Here is a 17,196-nt window from a genome sequence, read left to right on the forward strand (position 1 = left end):
ACTACGTTTTAACTGAAACAAACTGGAGACTGTCATGGAAAACCTGAATATGGATCTGCTGTACATGGCTGCCGCTGTGATGATGGGTCTGGCGGCAATCGGTGCTGCGATCGGTATCGGCATCCTCGGGGGTAAATTCCTGGAAGGCGCAGCGCGTCAACCGGATCTGATTCCTCTGCTGCGTACTCAGTTCTTTATCGTTATGGGTCTGGTGGATGCTATCCCGATGATCGCTGTAGGTCTGGGTCTGTACGTGATGTTCGCCGTCGCGTAGTAAGTTGTTCGAAAGAAACCTAAGCCACAGAGTTATTTTTTAAGAGGTATTGTGCTGTGAACATGAACGCAACAATCCTCGGCCAGGCCATCGCGTTTGTTATCTTCGTATGGTTCTGCATGAAGTATGTATGGCCGCCGTTAATGGCTGCCATCGAAAAGCGCCAGAAAGAAATTTCTGACGGTTTAGCTTCTGCAGAACGCGCTAAGAAAGATTTGGACCTTGCACAGGCCAACGCGACCGACCAGCTGAAAAAAGCGAAAGCGGAAGCCCAGGTAATCATCGAGCAGGCGAACAAGCGTCGCTCTCAGATTCTGGACGAAGCCAAAGCTGAAGCAGAACAGGAACGCACCAAAATCGTCGCACAGGCGCAGGCTGAAATCGATGCCGAACGTAAACGTGCTCGTGAGGAGCTGCGTAAGCAGGTCGCTATCCTGGCTGTTGCTGGCGCCGAGAAGATCATCGAACGTTCCGTGGATGAAGCTGCTAACAGCGACATCGTGGATAAACTTGTCGCTGAACTGTAAGGAGGGAGGGGCTGATGTCTGAATTTGTAACGGTAGCTCGCCCCTACGCCAAAGCAGCTTTTGACTTTGCCGTCGAACACAACAGTGTTGAACGCTGGCAGGATATGCTGGCGTTTGTCGCTGAAGTGACTAAAAACGAACAAATGGCAGAGCTACTCTCTGGTGCACTGGCACCGGAAACGCTCTCTGATGCGTTTATCGCGGTTTGCGGTGAGCAACTGGACGAAAATGGTCAAAACCTGATTCGGGTAATGGCTGAAAATGGTCGTCTGAAAGCGCTCCCTGATGTTCTTGAGCAGTTCATTCACCTGCGTGCTGCCAGTGAGGCAACCGCAGAGGTAGAAGTTATTTCTGCCAACAAAATGAGTGAAGAACAGCTTGCGAAAATCGCCAGCGCGATGGAAAAACGTCTGTCACGCAAAGTTAAGCTGAATTGCAAAATCGATAAGTCTGTAATGGCAGGCGTAATCATCCGTTCGGGTGATATGGTCATTGATGGCAGCGTACGCGGCCGTCTTGAGCGCCTTGCAGACGTCTTGCAGTCTTAAGGGGACTGGAGCATGCAACTGAATTCCACCGAAATCAGCGAACTGATCAAGCAGCGCATTGCTCAGTTCAATGTTGTGAGCGAGGCTCATAACGAAGGTACTATCGTTTCTGTTAGTGACGGTGTTATCCGCATTCACGGTCTTGCCGACTGTATGCAGGGTGAGATGATCGCACTGCCGGGTAACCGTTACGCTATCGCACTGAACCTGGAGCGCGACTCCGTAGGTGCTGTTGTGATGGGTCCGTACGCTGACCTCGCCGAAGGCATGAAGGTTAAATGTACTGGCCGTATCCTTGAAGTTCCGGTTGGCCGTGGCCTGCTGGGCCGTGTGGTTAACACCCTGGGTGCACCGATTGATGGTAAAGGCCCGCTGGAGCATGACGGCTTCTCCGCCGTTGAAGCTATCGCTCCGGGCGTAATCGAACGTCAGTCCGTCGATCAGCCGGTACAGACCGGTTATAAATCCGTCGATGCCATGATCCCAATCGGTCGTGGTCAGCGTGAACTGATCATCGGCGATCGTCAGACCGGTAAAACCGCTCTGGCAATCGACGCCATCATCAACCAGCGTGATTCCGGCATTAAGTGCGTCTATGTGGCAATCGGCCAGAAAGCGTCCACCATTTCTAACGTGGTACGTAAACTGGAAGAGCACGGCGCGCTGGCCAACACCATCGTTGTGGTTGCAACCGCATCTGAATCCGCTGCACTGCAATACCTGGCACCGTATGCCGGTTGCGCAATGGGCGAATACTTCCGCGATCGCGGTGAAGACGCGCTGATCATTTATGATGACCTGTCTAAACAGGCCGTTGCTTACCGCCAGATCTCCCTGCTGCTCCGCCGTCCGCCAGGACGTGAAGCATTCCCGGGCGACGTATTCTACCTCCACTCTCGTCTGCTGGAGCGTGCTGCACGTGTTAACGTTGAATACGTTGAAGCTTTCACCAAAGGTGAAGTGAAAGGTCAAACCGGTTCTCTGACTGCGCTGCCGATTATCGAAACCCAGGCGGGTGACGTTTCTGCGTTCGTTCCGACCAACGTAATTTCCATTACCGATGGTCAGATCTTCCTGGAAACCAACCTGTTTAACTCCGGTATTCGTCCTGCGGTTAACCCAGGTATTTCCGTATCCCGTGTTGGTGGCGCAGCCCAGACCAAGATCATGAAGAAACTGTCCGGTGGTATTCGTACCGCGCTGGCGCAGTATCGCGAACTGGCGGCGTTCTCCCAGTTTGCCTCTGACCTTGACGATGCAACCCGTAAGCAGCTGGACCACGGTCAGAAAGTGACTGAACTGCTGAAACAGAAACAGTATGCGCCGATGTCCGTTGCGCAGCAGTCTCTGGTTCTGTTCGCGGCAGAACGTGGTTATCTGGCGGATGTAGAGCTGGCGAAAATCGGTAGCTTCGAAGCTGCTCTGCTGGCTTATGTCGACCGTGATCACGCTCCGTTGATGCAAGAGATCAACCAGTCCGGTGGCTATAACGACGAAATCGAAGGCAAGCTGAAAGGCATCCTCGATTCCTTCAAAGCAACCCAATCCTGGTAAAGTCTGGCGGCTTGCTTTAGGGCAGGCCGCAAGGCATTGAGGAGAAGCTCATGGCCGGCGCAAAAGAGATACGTAGTAAGATCGCAAGCGTCCAGAACACGCAAAAGATCACTAAAGCGATGGAAATGGTCGCCGCTTCCAAAATGCGTAAATCGCAGGAGCGCATGGCGGCCAGCCGTCCTTATGCAGATACCATGCGCAAAGTGATTGGTCACCTTGCGAACGGTAATCTGGAATATAAGCACCCTTACCTGGAAGAACGCGACGTTAAGCGCGTGGGCTACCTGGTGGTGTCTACCGACCGTGGTCTGTGTGGTGGCTTGAACATTAACCTGTTCAAAAAGCTGCTGGCGGAAATGAAAACATGGTCCGATAAAGGTGTTCAGTGCGAACTCGCAATGATCGGCTCTAAGGGCGTGTCGTTCTTTAATTCCGTTAGCGGCAATGTTGTCGCCCAGGTGACCGGTATGGGTGATAACCCATCCCTGTCCGAACTGATCGGTCCGGTAAAAGTGATGTTGCAGGCCTACGATGAAGGCCGTCTGGACAAGCTGTATATTGTCAGCAACAAATTTATTAACACCATGTCTCAGGTTCCAACCATCACTCAGCTGCTGCCGCTACCGGCATCAGAAGATGATGACTTGAAGCGTAAATCCTGGGATTACCTGTATGAACCCGATCCGAAAGCGCTGCTGGATACCCTGCTGCGTCGTTATGTGGAATCTCAGGTTTATCAGGGCGTGGTAGAAAACCTGGCCAGCGAGCAGGCCGCACGTATGGTGGCGATGAAAGCCGCGACCGACAATGGCGGCAGCCTGATTAAAGAGCTGCAGTTGGTATACAACAAAGCTCGTCAGGCCAGCATTACTCAGGAACTCACCGAGATCGTCGGTGGAGCATCCGCGGTATAACCAGGTTAATTCGTAGAGGATTCAAGATGGCTACTGGAAAAATTGTCCAGGTAATCGGCGCCGTGGTCGACGTCGAATTCCCTCAGGATGCCGTACCGCGCGTGTACGAGGCTCTTGAGGTACAAAATGGTAGTGAGAATCTGGTGCTGGAAGTTCAGCAGCAGCTCGGTGGTGGTATCGTTCGTACCATCGCCATGGGTTCTTCCGACGGTCTGCGTCGTGGTCTGGAAGTCAAAGACCTTGAGCACCCGATCGAAGTCCCGGTAGGTAAAGCAACGCTGGGTCGTATCATGAACGTACTGGGCCAACCGGTAGACATGAAAGGCGACATCGGCGAAGAAGAGCGTTGGGCTATCCACCGCGCAGCACCTTCCTACGAAGAGTTATCAAACTCTCAGGAACTGCTGGAAACCGGCATCAAAGTTATCGACCTGATGTGTCCGTTTGCTAAGGGCGGTAAAGTGGGTCTGTTCGGTGGTGCGGGTGTAGGTAAAACCGTAAACATGATGGAGCTTATTCGTAACATCGCGATCGAGCACTCCGGTTACTCCGTGTTTGCGGGCGTAGGTGAACGTACTCGTGAGGGTAACGACTTCTACCACGAAATGACCGACTCCAACGTTATCGACAAAGTATCCCTGGTGTATGGCCAGATGAACGAGCCGCCGGGAAACCGTCTGCGCGTTGCGCTGACCGGTCTGACCATGGCTGAGAAGTTCCGTGACGAAGGTCGTGACGTACTGCTGTTCGTTGACAACATCTATCGTTACACCCTGGCCGGTACTGAAGTATCCGCACTGCTGGGCCGTATGCCTTCAGCGGTAGGTTACCAGCCGACTCTGGCGGAAGAGATGGGCGTTCTGCAGGAACGTATCACTTCCACCAAAACCGGCTCTATCACTTCCGTACAGGCAGTATACGTACCTGCGGATGACTTGACTGACCCGTCTCCAGCAACCACCTTTGCTCACTTAGATGCAACCGTGGTACTGAGTCGTCAGATCGCATCTCTGGGTATCTACCCGGCAGTTGACCCGCTGGACTCTACCAGCCGTCAGCTGGATCCGCTGGTTGTTGGTCAGGAGCACTACGACACCGCTCGTGGCGTTCAGTCCATCCTGCAGCGTTATCAGGAACTGAAAGACATCATCGCCATCCTGGGTATGGATGAACTGTCTGAAGAAGATAAACTGGTGGTAGCTCGCGCACGTAAGATTCAGCGCTTCCTGTCCCAGCCGTTCTTCGTGGCAGAAGTATTTACCGGTTCTCCGGGCAAATACGTCTCCCTGAAAGACACCATCCGTGGCTTTAAAGGCATCATGGAAGGCGAATACGATCACCTGCCGGAGCAGGCGTTCTACATGGTCGGTTCTATCGACGAAGCCGTGGAAAAAGCCAAAAAACTTTAACGCCTTAATCGGAGGGTGATATGGCAATGACTTACCACCTGGACGTCGTCAGCGCAGAGAAACAAATGTTCTCTGGTCTGGTCGAGAAAATCCAGGTAACGGGTAGTGAAGGTGAACTGGGTATTTACCCGGGGCACGCGCCGCTGCTCACCGCCATTAAGCCTGGTATGATTCGCATCGTTAAGCAGCACGGTCACGAAGAGTTTATCTACCTGTCAGGCGGCATTCTCGAAGTGCAGCCGGGCAGTACGACCGTTCTGGCTGATACGGCAATTCGTGGCCAGGATCTCGACGAAGCGCGAGCTCTGGAAGCGAAACGTAAGGCTGAAGAGCACATTAAGAGCTCTCACGGTGACGTGGATTACGCTCAGGCGTCTGCGGAACTGGCCAAAGCGATCGCTAAACTGCGCGTTATCGAGTTGACCAAAAAAGCGATGTAACACCGGCTTGAAAGTTAAAAAGCCAGTCTGGTTTCCAGGCTGGCTTTTTTTATGGTTTCGTTTCAGAAATATCAAAACTAAAAAGGCAGTTCAAAAATTTTGTGATGAACATCTCATTTTTGTTGATCGATTAAAAAATGAAGCGTAGACTTGTTTTTGTGATGTGAATCACAAAAATAATTCATCAAAAACGTAATCGCTATCCAGGAAATCATCATGAAACTGCTTAATAAAATCGTCGCTTTCTTCAGTGCTATGAACGTTACCTTCGGTACGTTCAATAACTAAGAATCAAACTCTTCAGACTGCTTTTGCGCTGTACCGCTAACTAAAACGACAACACATGCGGTGTGAGGCAGGAAAGAAAGTAAAAAGGTCGCCCTGTGGCGACCTTTGTGTTTTCTAGTTGCGTCTGAGAAAATTACCGGTATCAAAGCTCCCATCGGCATTACGCATCAGCGGGTCCGGCAGAGCCAGACTCTGGTAGTCGGCGCTGTTAATGCTTTTCCCCTGAGCGTTGATGCTTCTACCGCCGTGGATAAAGTAGTTGCTATCATCAATATTCCCGACAACGGCATCGTCATATTTCCCCGGCTGGCTGCGTAGCGAAAGGTTATCGCTGAAAGAACCTTGTGTTTCCGGTGCGCCGTACGGGCTTGGACGGAAGATATAGTTGAAGCGCTGGTTATCCACTGCGACGTTGTTTACCACCAGCAGCTTTCCGGGGTTGAAGTTATCGGTGAAACCATCCAGGTGGTTACCGATGGCGATACTGTTACGCACCTCATGGGCTACCGGCTGCCCTTCTCCACCAAGCTTGAAACCGTTGCTGATATTATTGCGGGCAATTGAATTCTCGATCACCACTACGCCGTTAGCGCCATCTTCAATCTTATTGAACAGGTCGAATCCGTCATCGATATTATCGTGCGAGTAGCAGCCTTCCAGACGGTTACCCTCCCCTACGCGCATTTTCACCGCGAAGCCATCGGCGTTAATTTTGCCTGGATCTTCATTACTGTAGGATTCTGAATTCACCACCCGGTTATAGCTGGCCCACAGCGGGCGTCCAACATCCGCCGGGGAGGAAATTTGAATGCCGGTATCATCGTTACTATAAGCGGTAACGTTCTCAATCAGATTATGGCTACCCTGTATGCGCAGGCTCTTATCCGTAATCTCTACTCCATCGATATGCCAGTAGCTGGCATCCAGCAGTAACCCGTGTATTACCGCTTTACCGGCGGCTTTCAGGGTCTTGGTTTTGTCTTTCAGGCCGCTGGCGCTCAGAGGGATGACGGTTTGCGGGTAGTCTCCGGCGGCTAATATAATTTCCCCGCCAGCAGGTACGAGCTCGACGGCGGAGGCTAAATCCAACGGCGACTCTGCCGTGCCTTTGGCCTGCGCTTGCCCTTCAGGCGCTGCGTAGAGTGTGCTGCCAGTCACGTTGTGACTCTGTTCTACCGTCAGCGTTTGAGTCAGCACTTTTGCGCTGGTGGATGGGGTAAAGGTGATTTCAAAAGTGCTTTTATCTTTCAGAACAGCAGGCTGGGTAAACATCTCTCCGGCTTTTACTTCTTTATCCTGCCCGATCACCACTTCATCCTGACGAACGGTTATGCGCCCGTCGCTATTGGTGCGCGCTTGCAGTACGTACTCTTTGCTCTGGCTCTTTGCGCTTGAGTTAATTTGCATCACAGGAGGCCAGCTTTTGGCGACGTACGGCGCTGAGGGGATTGTATTTGCTGCTGAGGTAGTGAGTGAAGCATGGCTGATGGTGATTTTTGCGTTACGGGAGGCGAAGAAACCAATGTAGTAATGTTCCTTATCCTGCTGAGCGATCAGGTCAGCGTGAGGAACCTGCTGACTAACCCAATCATTGCTGTCTGTTGCTGCCCATGAGGTAATAAATCCGTCGTTGGTGCGCTCCAGCTTGAGCTGAAAAGTTGGGGTTTGCTGTAAATCGATTTTCTCTTTATAGCTCTGGCGCTGTATCGATGCGCCCGCGTTACCCCATGGCTGGGTAATCCCTTCCCGGCTGATAGCCTGCAGCTTGATATGCGAGTGATCTTTTTTATCCTGCGTCATAATGGCGTTCATCAGCATATTGGATGCCGCAGGAAACTCTTCGTAGCCGACCTTGAGCGGCTGTTGACGCGCATTGCCTATCACATCGCGGACCTGCAGCCCTGCGCCTTCCTGCGCTGCCGGACGAGCACCATTTTCCGGGCCAAACTGATTGACGGTCACCGTTGCCTGCAGGATAAAATTCTGGTTAGTCGGTAGTTCGGTATAAAAGAAGGTCAACCCGTCATGGGAGTTAGCAATTTTACCGCCGCGGCTCTCGATAGTAATTGGCTGGCTAAGATCGGCGGCGTCTTGCGGCGTCAGCTTTTTACCGGCGATGGTGACATCATTGACGCCAATCTTTTCCGGCAGAACGTTAGAGGAAAAGTTGCTGTCTGTAGATTGCCCAAAGGCGATTGCCCGCCACTGATGGCCTTCGTTGGCCTGTAGCGGTAGCGCGATCATCGAACTGCAAAGGGTTAATGCCAAAGGTATTTTGTTATTCATTCTTTTCTCCTGGGTGATTATTAAGCGGCATTATCAGGAAAATGAAATGCTGTTTCTATTTATTACGTCACAATTAATGAATATTAAAACCGTGTTTTATTTTGTTGGTTTTCTTTATTCAGGTGTCAAAAAAACAGTAAAAGCAGAGAGATAGCCGGTGTAACGGCTAGCTAAAATGATTTTTTTGCACTAAATGGGTTTGCGCTGGCTAAAAATAGCGCCCTAAAATGGTGTATAGCGTAAAGCCTGTGCGTTTTATCTTCGTCTCGTTTCATGATGAAAAATATGTAGATATTTCAACGTGAAAGGCTTTTACTTTTCGTTCCAACAGCAGTCAGGATGCGTATGTCAAACAGTCCGATGAGCGTGGTTATTCTTGCCGCAGGCAAAGGTACCCGCATGTATTCCGATCTTCCCAAAGTGTTGCATTCGCTGGCTGGAAAGCCAATGGTGCAGCATGTCATTGATGCAGCTAAAGAATTAGGAGCATCTGCCGTGCATCTGGTTTATGGGCACGGCGGCGATCTGCTCCGCCAGACGCTGCATGAAGATAATCTTAACTGGGTCTTACAGGCCGAACAGCTTGGTACCGGTCATGCCATGCAGCAGGCGGCGCCGTTCTTCAGCGACGATGAAGATATCCTGATGCTGTACGGTGACGTGCCGTTGATTTCCGTTGAAACATTAAAACGGTTGCGGGAAGCGAAACCGCAGGGCGGTATCGGTCTGTTGACGGTAAAACTTGACGATCCGACCGGCTATGGCCGCATTACGCGTGATAACGGCACGGTGACGGGGATTGTTGAGCACAAAGATGCCAGCGAAGAGCAGCGACAGATTAAGGAAATTAATACCGGGATCCTGGTCGCTAACGGTGCGGATCTGAAACGCTGGCTGGCTAAGCTGACCAATAACAACGTCCAGGGTGAATACTACATCACCGATATTATCGCCATGGCCTACGAAGAAGGTCGTGAAATTGCGGCTGTTCATCCTCAGCGGTTAAGTGAAGTGGAAGGCGTGAATAACCGTCTACAATTATCCCGCCTTGAACGCGTTTTTCAGTCTGAACAGGCAGAAAAACTGCTGCTGGCGGGCGTCATGCTGCTTGATCCGGCGCGTTTTGACTTACGCGGCACGCTGAAACACGGGCGCGATGTCGAAATTGATACTAACGTTATCCTCGAGGGCAACGTGGTGCTGGGCGATCGGGTGAAGATTGGATCCGGATGTGTCATTAAAAACAGCACCATTGGCGATGATTGCGAGATCAGTCCCTATACGGTGGTGGAGGATGCTTATCTGAAAGCCGCCTGTACTATCGGGCCGTTCGCACGTCTGCGTCCGGGCGCAGAGTTGCTGGAAGGAGCGCATGTCGGCAACTTTGTCGAAATTAAAAAGGCGCGTCTGGGTAAAGGCTCTAAGGCCGGTCATCTGTCCTACCTTGGCGATGCTGAGATTGGCGATAACGTTAATATCGGCGCGGGCACCATCACCTGTAACTATGATGGCGCAAATAAGCACAAAACGGTGATTGGCGATGACGTGTTCGTTGGCTCTGATAGCCAACTGGTCGCTCCGATAACCGTAGGTAAAGGTGTGACCATTGCCGCAGGAACAACGGTAACGCGTAATGTTGCCGATAACGAACTCGTTATAAGCCGCGTGCCGCAGGTCCATAAACAGGGCTGGCAGCGTCCGGTGAAGAAAAAGTAACGCTATTTCTCTTTCGCCCTTATTGGGAAAAAGGAGCGGGGTGAGGGGATAATATAATCCTCCCCCCACGGCAGTACCCATAAAAATAACCCCACTCTCTACAAGGCTCGGGGCGCCCGAAATACGGGCAAACAGGTTGACCGACAACGCATGGCATACAGCCAAAATCGGAATTAAAAACTATGTGTGGAATTGTTGGCGCAGTCGCGCAGCGTGATATTGCTGAAATCCTTCTTGAAGGTTTACGTCGTCTGGAATACCGCGGTTATGACTCCGCAGGTCTGGCAGTCGTCGATAACGAAGGTCATATGAACCGCGTTCGTCGCCTCGGGAAAGTACAGATACTGGCTCAGGCGGTAGAAGAACATCCTTTACACGGCGGTACCGGCATTGCCCATACCCGCTGGGCGACGCACGGTGAGCCATCTGAAGGTAACGCGCATCCGCATGTTTCTGACCATATTGTGGTAGTGCATAACGGGATCATCGAAAACCATGAGCCGCTGCGCGAGCTGTTGCAGTCCCGGGGCTACGTCTTTGTCTCCGAGACGGACACCGAAGTTATTGCGCACCTGGTGCACTGGGAACTGAAGCAGGGCGGCACCCTACGTGATGCCGTGCTGCGTACCATTCCTCAACTGCGTGGCGCTTACGGCACCGTTATTATGGATACCCGCGATCCGGGTACGCTGCTGGCTGCTCGTTCAGGAAGCCCGCTGGTTATCGGTCTGGGGATGGGTGAAAACTTCATTGCCTCCGATCAGCTGGCGCTGCTGCCAGTTACCCGCCGTTTTATCTTCCTTGAAGAGGGGGATATCGCGGAAGTGACCCGCCGCTCGGTTTCTATTTTTGATAAATCGGGTGCAGAAGTGCAGCGCCCGGATATTGAATCCAATCTGCAATATGACGCGGGTGATAAAGGTATCTATCGCCACTACATGCAGAAAGAGATCTACGAGCAGCCGAATGCTATCAAAAACACACTTTCCGGGCGTATCAGCCACGGCGAGGTTGATTTGAGCGAGCTGGGTCCGCAGGCCAACGAACTGCTGTCTCAGGTTGAGCATATTCAGATTATCGCCTGCGGAACCTCCTATAACTCAGGGATGGTATCCCGCTACTGGTTTGAATCACTGGCAGGGGTTCCGTGCGACGTCGAAATCGCCTCTGAGTTCCGCTATCGCAAATCTGCCGTACGTCGTAACAGCTTGATGATCACCCTCTCCCAGTCCGGCGAGACGGCGGATACGCTGGCTGGCCTGCGCCTGTCGAAAGAGCTGGGTTATCTAGGGTCTCTGGCGATTTGTAACGTTCCTGGTTCTTCTCTGGTACGCGAATCCGATCTGGCGATGATGACCAATGCCGGAACGGAAATTGGCGTTGCCTCGACTAAAGCGTTTACTACGCAATTGACCGTTCTGCTGATGCTGGTGGCGAAACTGGCTCGCCTGAAAGGTCAGGATGCCGCTATCGAACACGATATCGTTCATGGCTTACAGACTCTGCCGAGCCGCATTGAGCAGGTGCTCTCGCAGGATAAACGCATTGAAGCTCTGGCCGAGAATTTCTCTGACAAGCATCACGCGCTGTTCCTTGGTCGTGGAGATCAGTATCCGATTGCCCTGGAAGGGGCACTGAAGCTGAAAGAGATCTCCTACATTCACGCTGAAGCCTACGCCGCTGGAGAGCTGAAGCACGGCCCGCTGGCGTTGATTGACGCTGAAATGCCGGTAGTGGTGGTGGCACCGAACAACGAGCTGCTGGAGAAGCTAAAATCCAATATTGAAGAGGTTCGTGCCCGAGGCGGCCAGCTATATGTCTTCGCAGACGGCGATGCGGGTTTTAACAGTAGCGACAATATGCACATCATTGAGATGCCGCATGTCGAAGAGGTGATTGCGCCTATCTTCTACACCGTACCGCTGCAGCTACTGGCGTATCACGTCGCACTGATCAAAGGGACTGACGTCGACCAGCCGCGTAACCTGGCGAAATCAGTTACCGTGGAATAACGATTTTTACATCACTGACAGGGCTGCCATCCGGCGGCCCTTTTCTTATCTGGAGATCGTTTTTTGATCTGCTGGCTAAAGAATGTATCGCACCTGTTTTATGACAGACTGTCATCTTTAACTCCGATTTTTGCTGTCATAAAAATAAAATTTTCCGGTAAATCGTTCGTTATTATCATTACTAACAATATGATTTATATTGTTTTTATTTGTCGTAAAATCCTGCCTTTTTGTGTGTCATAAAACTGTAATAATTCGTACATTTTACTGTCACCTGTTTGTCCTATTTTGCTCACCATAGCTTCGAAACAATGATTTACGAATCCAGCAGGAGACATTATGAAAGTTATGCGTACCACCGTCGCAACAGTTGTCGCCGCGACCTTATCGATGAGCGCTTTCTCTGTTTTTGCAGCAGCAAGCCTGACTGGCGCAGGTGCAACTTTCCCCGCGCCGGTGTATGCCAAATGGGCAGATACCTATCAGAAAGAAACTGGTAACAAAGTCAACTACCAGGGTATCGGCTCCTCTGGCGGCGTAAAACAAATCACTGCCAACACCGTAGATTTCGGTGCTTCTGATGCTCCTCTGGCTGATGACAAACTGGCTCAGGAAGGCCTGTTCCAGTTCCCGACCGTTATCGGCGGCGTGGTGCTGGCGATTAACCTGCCGGGAGTGAAATCCGGTGAGCTGGTGCTCGACGGTAAAACGCTGGGTGATATCTACCTGGGTAAAATCAAAAAATGGGATGACGCCGCGATTGCTAAGCTCAACCCTGGTATGAAGCTGCCTTCTCAGAACATCGCGGTGGTTCGTCGTGCTGATGGTTCCGGTACTTCCTTCGTTTTCACCAGCTACCTGGCGAAAGTGAACGAAGAGTGGAAATCTAAAATTGGTGCCGGCTCTACCGTAAACTGGCCGACCGGTCTGGGTGGCAAGGGCAACGACGGCATCGCCGCTTTCGTTCAGCGTCTGCCTGGCTCTATCGGCTACGTTGAGTATGCCTACGCTAAACAGAATAACCTGGCTTACACCAAGCTGCTGTCCGCTGACGGCAAGCCGGTTAGCCCGACTGAAGATAACTTCGCTAACGCCGCGAAAGAAATCGACTGGAGCAAATCCTTTGCACAGGATTTGACTAACCAGAAAGGCGATAATGCATGGCCGATTACTTCAACCACCTTCATCCTGGTTCACAAGGCTTCTACTAAGCCTGAGCAGACCGCTGAAGTGCTGAAGTTCTTCGACTGGGCGTATAAAAACGGCGGCAAAGAAGCTAACGCACTGGACTACGCAACCCTGCCGGAAAGCGTTGTTGAGCAGATTCGCGCAGCATGGAAGACCAACGTGAAAGACAGCAGCGGTAAAGCGCTGTACTAACACGATATTTTTGACGAAGATGGCGGGTGCGTTCACGTTACCCGCCCTACGGTTGAAACTGTAGGCTCGGGAGCGATTCGCCACCGGGCATTTATTCGAATAAGCATTAATACGTAAAGAGTAACCTATGGCTGCAACCAAGCCGGCATTCAACCCTCCGGGGAAAAAGGGTGACATAATTTTCAGCGTGCTGGTAAAACTGGCGGCGCTGATTGTGCTATTGATGCTGGGCGGCATCATCGTCTCCCTCATTATCTCTTCCTGGCCAAGCATTGAAAAATTCGGCTTTGCCTTCTTATGGACCAAAGAGTGGGATGCGCCGAACCAGATTTTCGGTGCCCTCGTACCTATTTACGGGACGCTGGTTACTTCATTTATCGCGCTGCTGATCGCCGTACCGGTGAGTTTCGGTATCGCACTGTTTCTGACGGAACTGTCGCCAGCCTGGCTGAAGCGCCCGCTGGGTATTGCCATTGAACTTCTGGCAGCGATCCCCAGTATCGTTTACGGCATGTGGGGCTTGTTTATTTTTGCCCCACTATTTGCGACCTACTTCCAGGAGCCGGTTGGCAACGTCCTGTCGACCATTCCGTTCGTAGGCGCGCTCTTTGCGGGTCCGGCGTTTGGTATCGGTATTCTGGCGGCTGGCGTCATTCTGGCTATCATGATCATTCCTTACATCGCTGCCGTTATGCGTGATGTTTTCGAACAGACGCCGGTGATGATGAAAGAGTCCGCTTACGGTATCGGTTGTACGACGTGGGAAGTTATCTGGCGTATCGTTCTGCCTTTTACCAAAAACGGCGTTATCGGCGGGGTGATGCTCGGTCTGGGACGTGCGCTGGGGGAAACCATGGCGGTGACCTTTATTATCGGCAACACCTACCAGCTTGATAGCGCCTCGTTGTTTATGCCGGGCAACAGTATCACCTCCGCGCTGGCGAATGAATTTGCCGAGGCGGAAACCGGTCTGCACGTTGCCGCATTGATGGAACTGGGGCTGATTCTGTTCGTTATCACCTTTATTGTTCTGGCCGCGTCGAAGTTTATGATTATGCGTCTGGCTAAGAACGAAGGGGCACGCTAATGGCGACGATTGAACTACAAACTACCGCTGAGCTGGCCGAATCTCGCCGTAAAATGCAGGCAAAACGCCGCATGAAAAACCGCCTTGCCCTGACGCTATCGATGGCGACCATGGCGTTTGGTCTGTTCTGGCTTATCTGGATCCTGATGTCTACCGTCACCCGCGGTATTGATGGTATGAGCCTGGCGCTGTTTACCGAAATGACGCCGCCGCCGAATACGGCGGGGGGCGGTCTGGCTAACGCCCTGGCGGGTAGCGGCCTGTTGATCCTGTGGTCGACGGTTATCGGCACACCTCTGGGCATTATGGCAGGGATTTATCTGGCGGAATATGGCCGTAAATCCTGGCTGGCCGAAGTTATCCGCTTTATTAACGATATCCTGCTTTCTGCACCTTCGATTGTTGTCGGCCTGTTTGTCTACACCATCGTGGTGGCGCAAATGCAACACTTCTCCGGCTGGGCAGGCGTGATTGCGCTGGCGCTGCTGCAGGTGCCTATCGTTATTCGTACCACGGAAAACATGCTGAAACTGGTGCCAGACAGCCTGCGAGAAGCGGCTTATGCGCTGGGGACGCCGAAGTGGCGCATGATTTCTGCTATCACCCTGAAAGCATCGGTATCCGGCATCATGACCGGTATCTTGCTGGCTATCGCTCGTATCGCCGGGGAAACGGCACCGCTGCTGTTTACCGCGCTCTCCAACCAGTTCTGGAGCACCGATATGATGCAGCCGATTGCTAACCTGCCGGTGACCATTTTCAAATTTGCCATGAGTCCGTTTGCGGAGTGGCAGCAACTGGCATGGGCCGGGGTATTGATTATCACCCTGTGCGTATTGCTGCTGAACATTCTGGCGCGCGTTATTTTCGCGAAGAATAAACACGGTTAATTTTTGCGGCGCGGCGAAATGCGGCGTCGAATGAGGAAGAGAACGAGATGAGTATGGTGAATGCAACCCCGGGTAAGCTTTCAGTTCGTAACCTGAACTTCTACTACGGAAAATTCCATGCCCTGAAAAACATCAACCTGGATATCACCAAAAACCAGGTTACGGCGTTTATCGGTCCGTCAGGCTGCGGTAAATCCACGCTGTTGCGTACGTTCAACAAGATGTTTGAGCTGTACCCGGAACAGCGCGCGGAAGGCGAAATTCTGCTGGATGGCGATAATATTCTGACCAACACCCAGGATATCGCTCTGCTGCGTGCGAAAGTGGGCATGGTATTCCAGAAGCCGACGCCGTTCCCGATGTCTATCTATGACAACATCGCTTTTGGCGTGCGTCTGTTTGAGAAACTTTCCCGTGCGGATATGGACGAGCGCGTGCAGTGGGCTTTGACCAAAGCCGCATTGTGGAATGAAACCAAAGATAAATTGCATCAGAGCGGATATTCTCTCTCCGGTGGTCAGCAGCAGCGTCTGTGTATCGCGCGCGGTATCGCGATTCGTCCGGAAGTCCTGCTGCTGGATGAGCCTTGCTCAGCGCTGGACCCGATCTCTACCGGGCGCATTGAAGAGCTGATCACCGAACTGAAACAGGATTACACCGTCGTTATCGTGACCCACAACATGCAGCAGGCTGCGCGTTGCTCCGACCATACGGCATTTATGTATCTTGGCGAGCTGATTGAATTCAGCAACACGGACGACCTGTTTACCAAGCCCGCTAAGAAGCAGACTGAAGATTATATTACTGGCCGCTACGGTTGATATGTCCTTCATCTTTCAACCGATAACCGCGTTGGCTGCCTTTGCTCACCTCGGTCACGTAGTAGGCTACGCTCCCGAGGATTCGCGCAGTTGCCGCCTTGTTCTCGCTTGAAATATTTTGGGCATCAGGAGAATTCATGGACAATTTAAACCTTAACAAACATATTTCCGGCCAGTTCAACGCCGAGCTGGAGTACATCCGCACTCAGGTCATGACCATGGGTGGGCTGGTGGAGCAGCAGCTTTCTGATGCGATCACCGCGATGCATAACCAGGATAGCGAACTGGCGAAGCGCGTTATCGATGGCGATAAACAGGTCAATATGATGGAAGTGGCGATCGATGAAGCCTGCGTGCGCATCATTGCTAAACGTCAGCCGACTGCCAGCGACCTGCGTCTGGTGATGGCGATCATCAAAACCATCGCAGAGCTGGAGCGTATCGGCGACGTGGCGGATAAAATCTGTAGCACTGCGCTGGAGAAATTCTCTCATCAGCACCAACCACTGCTGGTGAGCCTGGAATCGCTGGGGCGGCATACTGTGCAGATGCTGCACGATGTGCTGGATGCCTTCGCGCGTATGGATCTGGACGAAGCAGTGCGTATCTACCGTGAAGACAAGAAAGTCGACCAGGAATATGAAGGCATTGTGCGTCAGCTAATGACCTATATGATGGAAGACCCGCGCACTATTCCAAGCGTGTTGACCGCGTTGTTCTGCGCTCGTTCGATTGAGCGTATCGGCGACCGTTGCCAGAATATCTGTGAATATATTTTCTACTTCGTTAAAGGTCAGGATTTTCGTCATGTTGGCGGCGACGAGCTGGATAAACTGCTGGCGGGAAAAGACCCCAAAGAGTGATAAATCATTAGTGTCAATCCTGATAAATGGAATTATCAGGGTTGGTGATGATTTGTGATTGTCTTGTTTTAATTAAGTAAGATTGGTGAGATTTTCGTCACAAATAATAATTTCATTAATTGTTATTTGATTTTTATAGCGCAACAATACGGACCATTAATCGGGTAACTTGTCATTACAAGGCTCG

General features: G+C 51.8%; 16 protein-coding genes. 14 read left to right on the forward strand and 2 right to left on the reverse strand.

All coding sequences use genetic code 11. The features are described 5' to 3' along the window. Nucleotides 1-34: 34 nt before the first annotated feature. The 7 genes from atpE to DA718_RS29435 are packed head-to-tail and all read left to right on the forward strand — an operon-like array spanning nt 35 to nt 5,666. Nucleotides 35-274, forward strand: a complete 240-nt coding sequence (gene atpE / locus DA718_RS29405; protein ID WP_000429386.1) for a F0F1 ATP synthase subunit C — start codon at nt 35-37, stop codon at nt 272-274. Nucleotides 275-330: 56 nt separating this feature from the next. Continuing rightward, nucleotides 331-801, forward strand: a complete 471-nt coding sequence (gene atpF, locus DA718_RS29410; protein ID WP_004107293.1) for a F0F1 ATP synthase subunit B — start codon at nt 331-333, stop codon at nt 799-801. Nucleotides 802-815: 14 nt separating this feature from the next. Then, on the forward strand, nt 816-1,349 hold the full coding sequence (atpH, locus tag DA718_RS29415; protein ID WP_112215595.1) for a F0F1 ATP synthase subunit delta: 534 nt from the start codon (nt 816-818) through the stop codon (nt 1,347-1,349). Between the two features lie 12 nt (nt 1,350-1,361). After that, entirely contained in the window at nt 1,362-2,903 is a 1,542-nt protein-coding gene (atpA, locus tag DA718_RS29420) for a F0F1 ATP synthase subunit alpha (RefSeq protein WP_112215596.1), read from the forward strand. Between the two features lie 50 nt (nt 2,904-2,953). After that, on the forward strand, nt 2,954-3,817 hold the full coding sequence (gene atpG / locus DA718_RS29425; RefSeq protein WP_112215597.1) for a F0F1 ATP synthase subunit gamma: 864 nt from the start codon (nt 2,954-2,956) through the stop codon (nt 3,815-3,817). Between the two features lie 26 nt (nt 3,818-3,843). Beyond that, entirely contained in the window at nt 3,844-5,226 is a 1,383-nt protein-coding gene (gene atpD, locus DA718_RS29430) for a F0F1 ATP synthase subunit beta (protein ID WP_004107276.1), read from the forward strand. Nucleotides 5,227-5,246: 20 nt separating this feature from the next. Then, a complete protein-coding gene (locus DA718_RS29435; protein WP_004107274.1) occupies nt 5,247-5,666 on the forward strand; it encodes a F0F1 ATP synthase subunit epsilon in 420 nt (139 codons plus the stop codon). A gap of 402 nt (nt 5,667-6,068) precedes the next feature. Here the strand turns inward: DA718_RS29435 and DA718_RS29440 are convergent, their stop codons facing one another. Next, the gene (locus DA718_RS29440; protein WP_112215598.1) at nt 6,069-8,240 is read right to left on the reverse strand and encodes a right-handed parallel beta-helix repeat-containing protein; all 2,172 of its coding nucleotides are present in this window, start codon (nt 8,238-8,240) and stop codon (nt 6,069-6,071) included. A gap of 345 nt (nt 8,241-8,585) precedes the next feature. On the opposite strand from DA718_RS29440, the gene glmU reads away from it, so the two are divergent. The 6 genes from glmU to pstB all read left to right on the forward strand — a co-directional run bounded on the left by glmU (nt 8,586) and on the right by pstB (nt 16,146). Next, complete coding sequence (gene glmU / locus DA718_RS29445) at nt 8,586-9,956, forward strand: bifunctional UDP-N-acetylglucosamine diphosphorylase/glucosamine-1-phosphate N-acetyltransferase GlmU (RefSeq protein ID WP_112215599.1); 1,371 nt, start codon at nt 8,586-8,588, stop codon at nt 9,954-9,956. A 182-nt stretch (nt 9,957-10,138) separates the two neighbouring features. Further along, complete coding sequence (gene glmS / locus DA718_RS29450; RefSeq protein WP_112215600.1) at nt 10,139-11,968, forward strand: glutamine--fructose-6-phosphate transaminase (isomerizing); 1,830 nt, start codon at nt 10,139-10,141, stop codon at nt 11,966-11,968. A gap of 339 nt (nt 11,969-12,307) precedes the next feature. Beyond that, nucleotides 12,308-13,348: a phosphate ABC transporter substrate-binding protein PstS gene (pstS, locus tag DA718_RS29460; RefSeq protein WP_112215602.1), complete on the forward strand. Its 1,041-nt coding sequence runs from the start codon at nt 12,308-12,310 to the stop codon at nt 13,346-13,348. Between the two features lie 127 nt (nt 13,349-13,475). Beyond that, complete coding sequence (gene pstC / locus DA718_RS29465; RefSeq protein WP_112215603.1) at nt 13,476-14,435, forward strand: phosphate ABC transporter permease PstC; 960 nt, start codon at nt 13,476-13,478, stop codon at nt 14,433-14,435. Continuing rightward, complete coding sequence (gene pstA, locus DA718_RS29470) at nt 14,435-15,325, forward strand: phosphate ABC transporter permease PstA (RefSeq protein ID WP_112215604.1); 891 nt, start codon at nt 14,435-14,437, stop codon at nt 15,323-15,325. Before pstC ends, pstA begins: the two co-directional genes overlap by 1 nt. Before the next feature lie 47 nt (nt 15,326-15,372). Beyond that, nucleotides 15,373-16,146, forward strand: a complete 774-nt coding sequence (pstB, locus tag DA718_RS29475) for a phosphate ABC transporter ATP-binding protein PstB (protein WP_110276026.1) — start codon at nt 15,373-15,375, stop codon at nt 16,144-16,146. Here pstB and DA718_RS30550 read toward each other — a convergent pair. Then, entirely contained in the window at nt 16,127-16,285 is a 159-nt protein-coding gene (locus tag DA718_RS30550; protein WP_167492842.1) for a hypothetical protein, read from the reverse strand. The two genes, pstB and DA718_RS30550, sit on opposite strands and share 20 nt — an antisense overlap. Here DA718_RS30550 and phoU point away from each other — a divergent pair. Next, nucleotides 16,284-17,009 carry a phosphate signaling complex protein PhoU gene (phoU, locus tag DA718_RS29480; protein ID WP_110276025.1) on the forward strand — a complete coding sequence of 242 codons (726 nt, stop codon included), beginning with the start codon at nt 16,284-16,286 and terminating at the stop codon, nt 17,007-17,009. The two genes, DA718_RS30550 and phoU, sit on opposite strands and share 2 nt — an antisense overlap. Nucleotides 17,010-17,196: the final 187 nt, after the last annotated feature.

The sequence above is a fragment of the Klebsiella huaxiensis genome, assembly GCF_003261575.2.
In the GTDB taxonomy this organism is placed as follows: domain Bacteria; phylum Pseudomonadota; class Gammaproteobacteria; order Enterobacterales; family Enterobacteriaceae; genus Klebsiella; species Klebsiella huaxiensis.

Bases quoted from the DNA above. Each gene is read 5' to 3' on its own strand.
- atpE (WP_000429386.1), top strand. From the start codon at position 35: ATGGAAAACCTGAATATGGATCTGCTGTACATGGCTGCCGCTGTGATG.
- atpH (WP_112215595.1), top strand. From the start codon at position 816: ATGTCTGAATTTGTAACGGTAGCTCGCCCCTACGCCAAAGCAGCTTTT.
- atpA (WP_112215596.1), top strand. From the start codon at position 1,362: ATGCAACTGAATTCCACCGAAATCAGCGAACTGATCAAGCAGCGCATT.
- atpG (WP_112215597.1), top strand. From the start codon at position 2,954: ATGGCCGGCGCAAAAGAGATACGTAGTAAGATCGCAAGCGTCCAGAAC.
- atpD (WP_004107276.1), top strand. From the start codon at position 3,844: ATGGCTACTGGAAAAATTGTCCAGGTAATCGGCGCCGTGGTCGACGTC.
- DA718_RS29435 (WP_004107274.1), top strand. From the start codon at position 5,247: ATGGCAATGACTTACCACCTGGACGTCGTCAGCGCAGAGAAACAAATG.
- DA718_RS29440 (WP_112215598.1), bottom strand. From the start codon at position 8,240: ATGAATAACAAAATACCTTTGGCATTAACCCTTTGCAGTTCGATGATC.
- glmU (WP_112215599.1), top strand. From the start codon at position 8,586: ATGTCAAACAGTCCGATGAGCGTGGTTATTCTTGCCGCAGGCAAAGGT.
- glmS (WP_112215600.1), top strand. From the start codon at position 10,139: ATGTGTGGAATTGTTGGCGCAGTCGCGCAGCGTGATATTGCTGAAATC.
- pstS (WP_112215602.1), top strand. From the start codon at position 12,308: ATGAAAGTTATGCGTACCACCGTCGCAACAGTTGTCGCCGCGACCTTA.
- pstC (WP_112215603.1), top strand. From the start codon at position 13,476: ATGGCTGCAACCAAGCCGGCATTCAACCCTCCGGGGAAAAAGGGTGAC.
- pstA (WP_112215604.1), top strand. From the start codon at position 14,435: ATGGCGACGATTGAACTACAAACTACCGCTGAGCTGGCCGAATCTCGC.
- pstB (WP_110276026.1), top strand. From the start codon at position 15,373: ATGAGTATGGTGAATGCAACCCCGGGTAAGCTTTCAGTTCGTAACCTG.
- phoU (WP_110276025.1), top strand. From the start codon at position 16,284: ATGGACAATTTAAACCTTAACAAACATATTTCCGGCCAGTTCAACGCC.
- DA718_RS30550 (WP_167492842.1), bottom strand. From the start codon at position 16,285: ATGAATTCTCCTGATGCCCAAAATATTTCAAGCGAGAACAAGGCGGCA.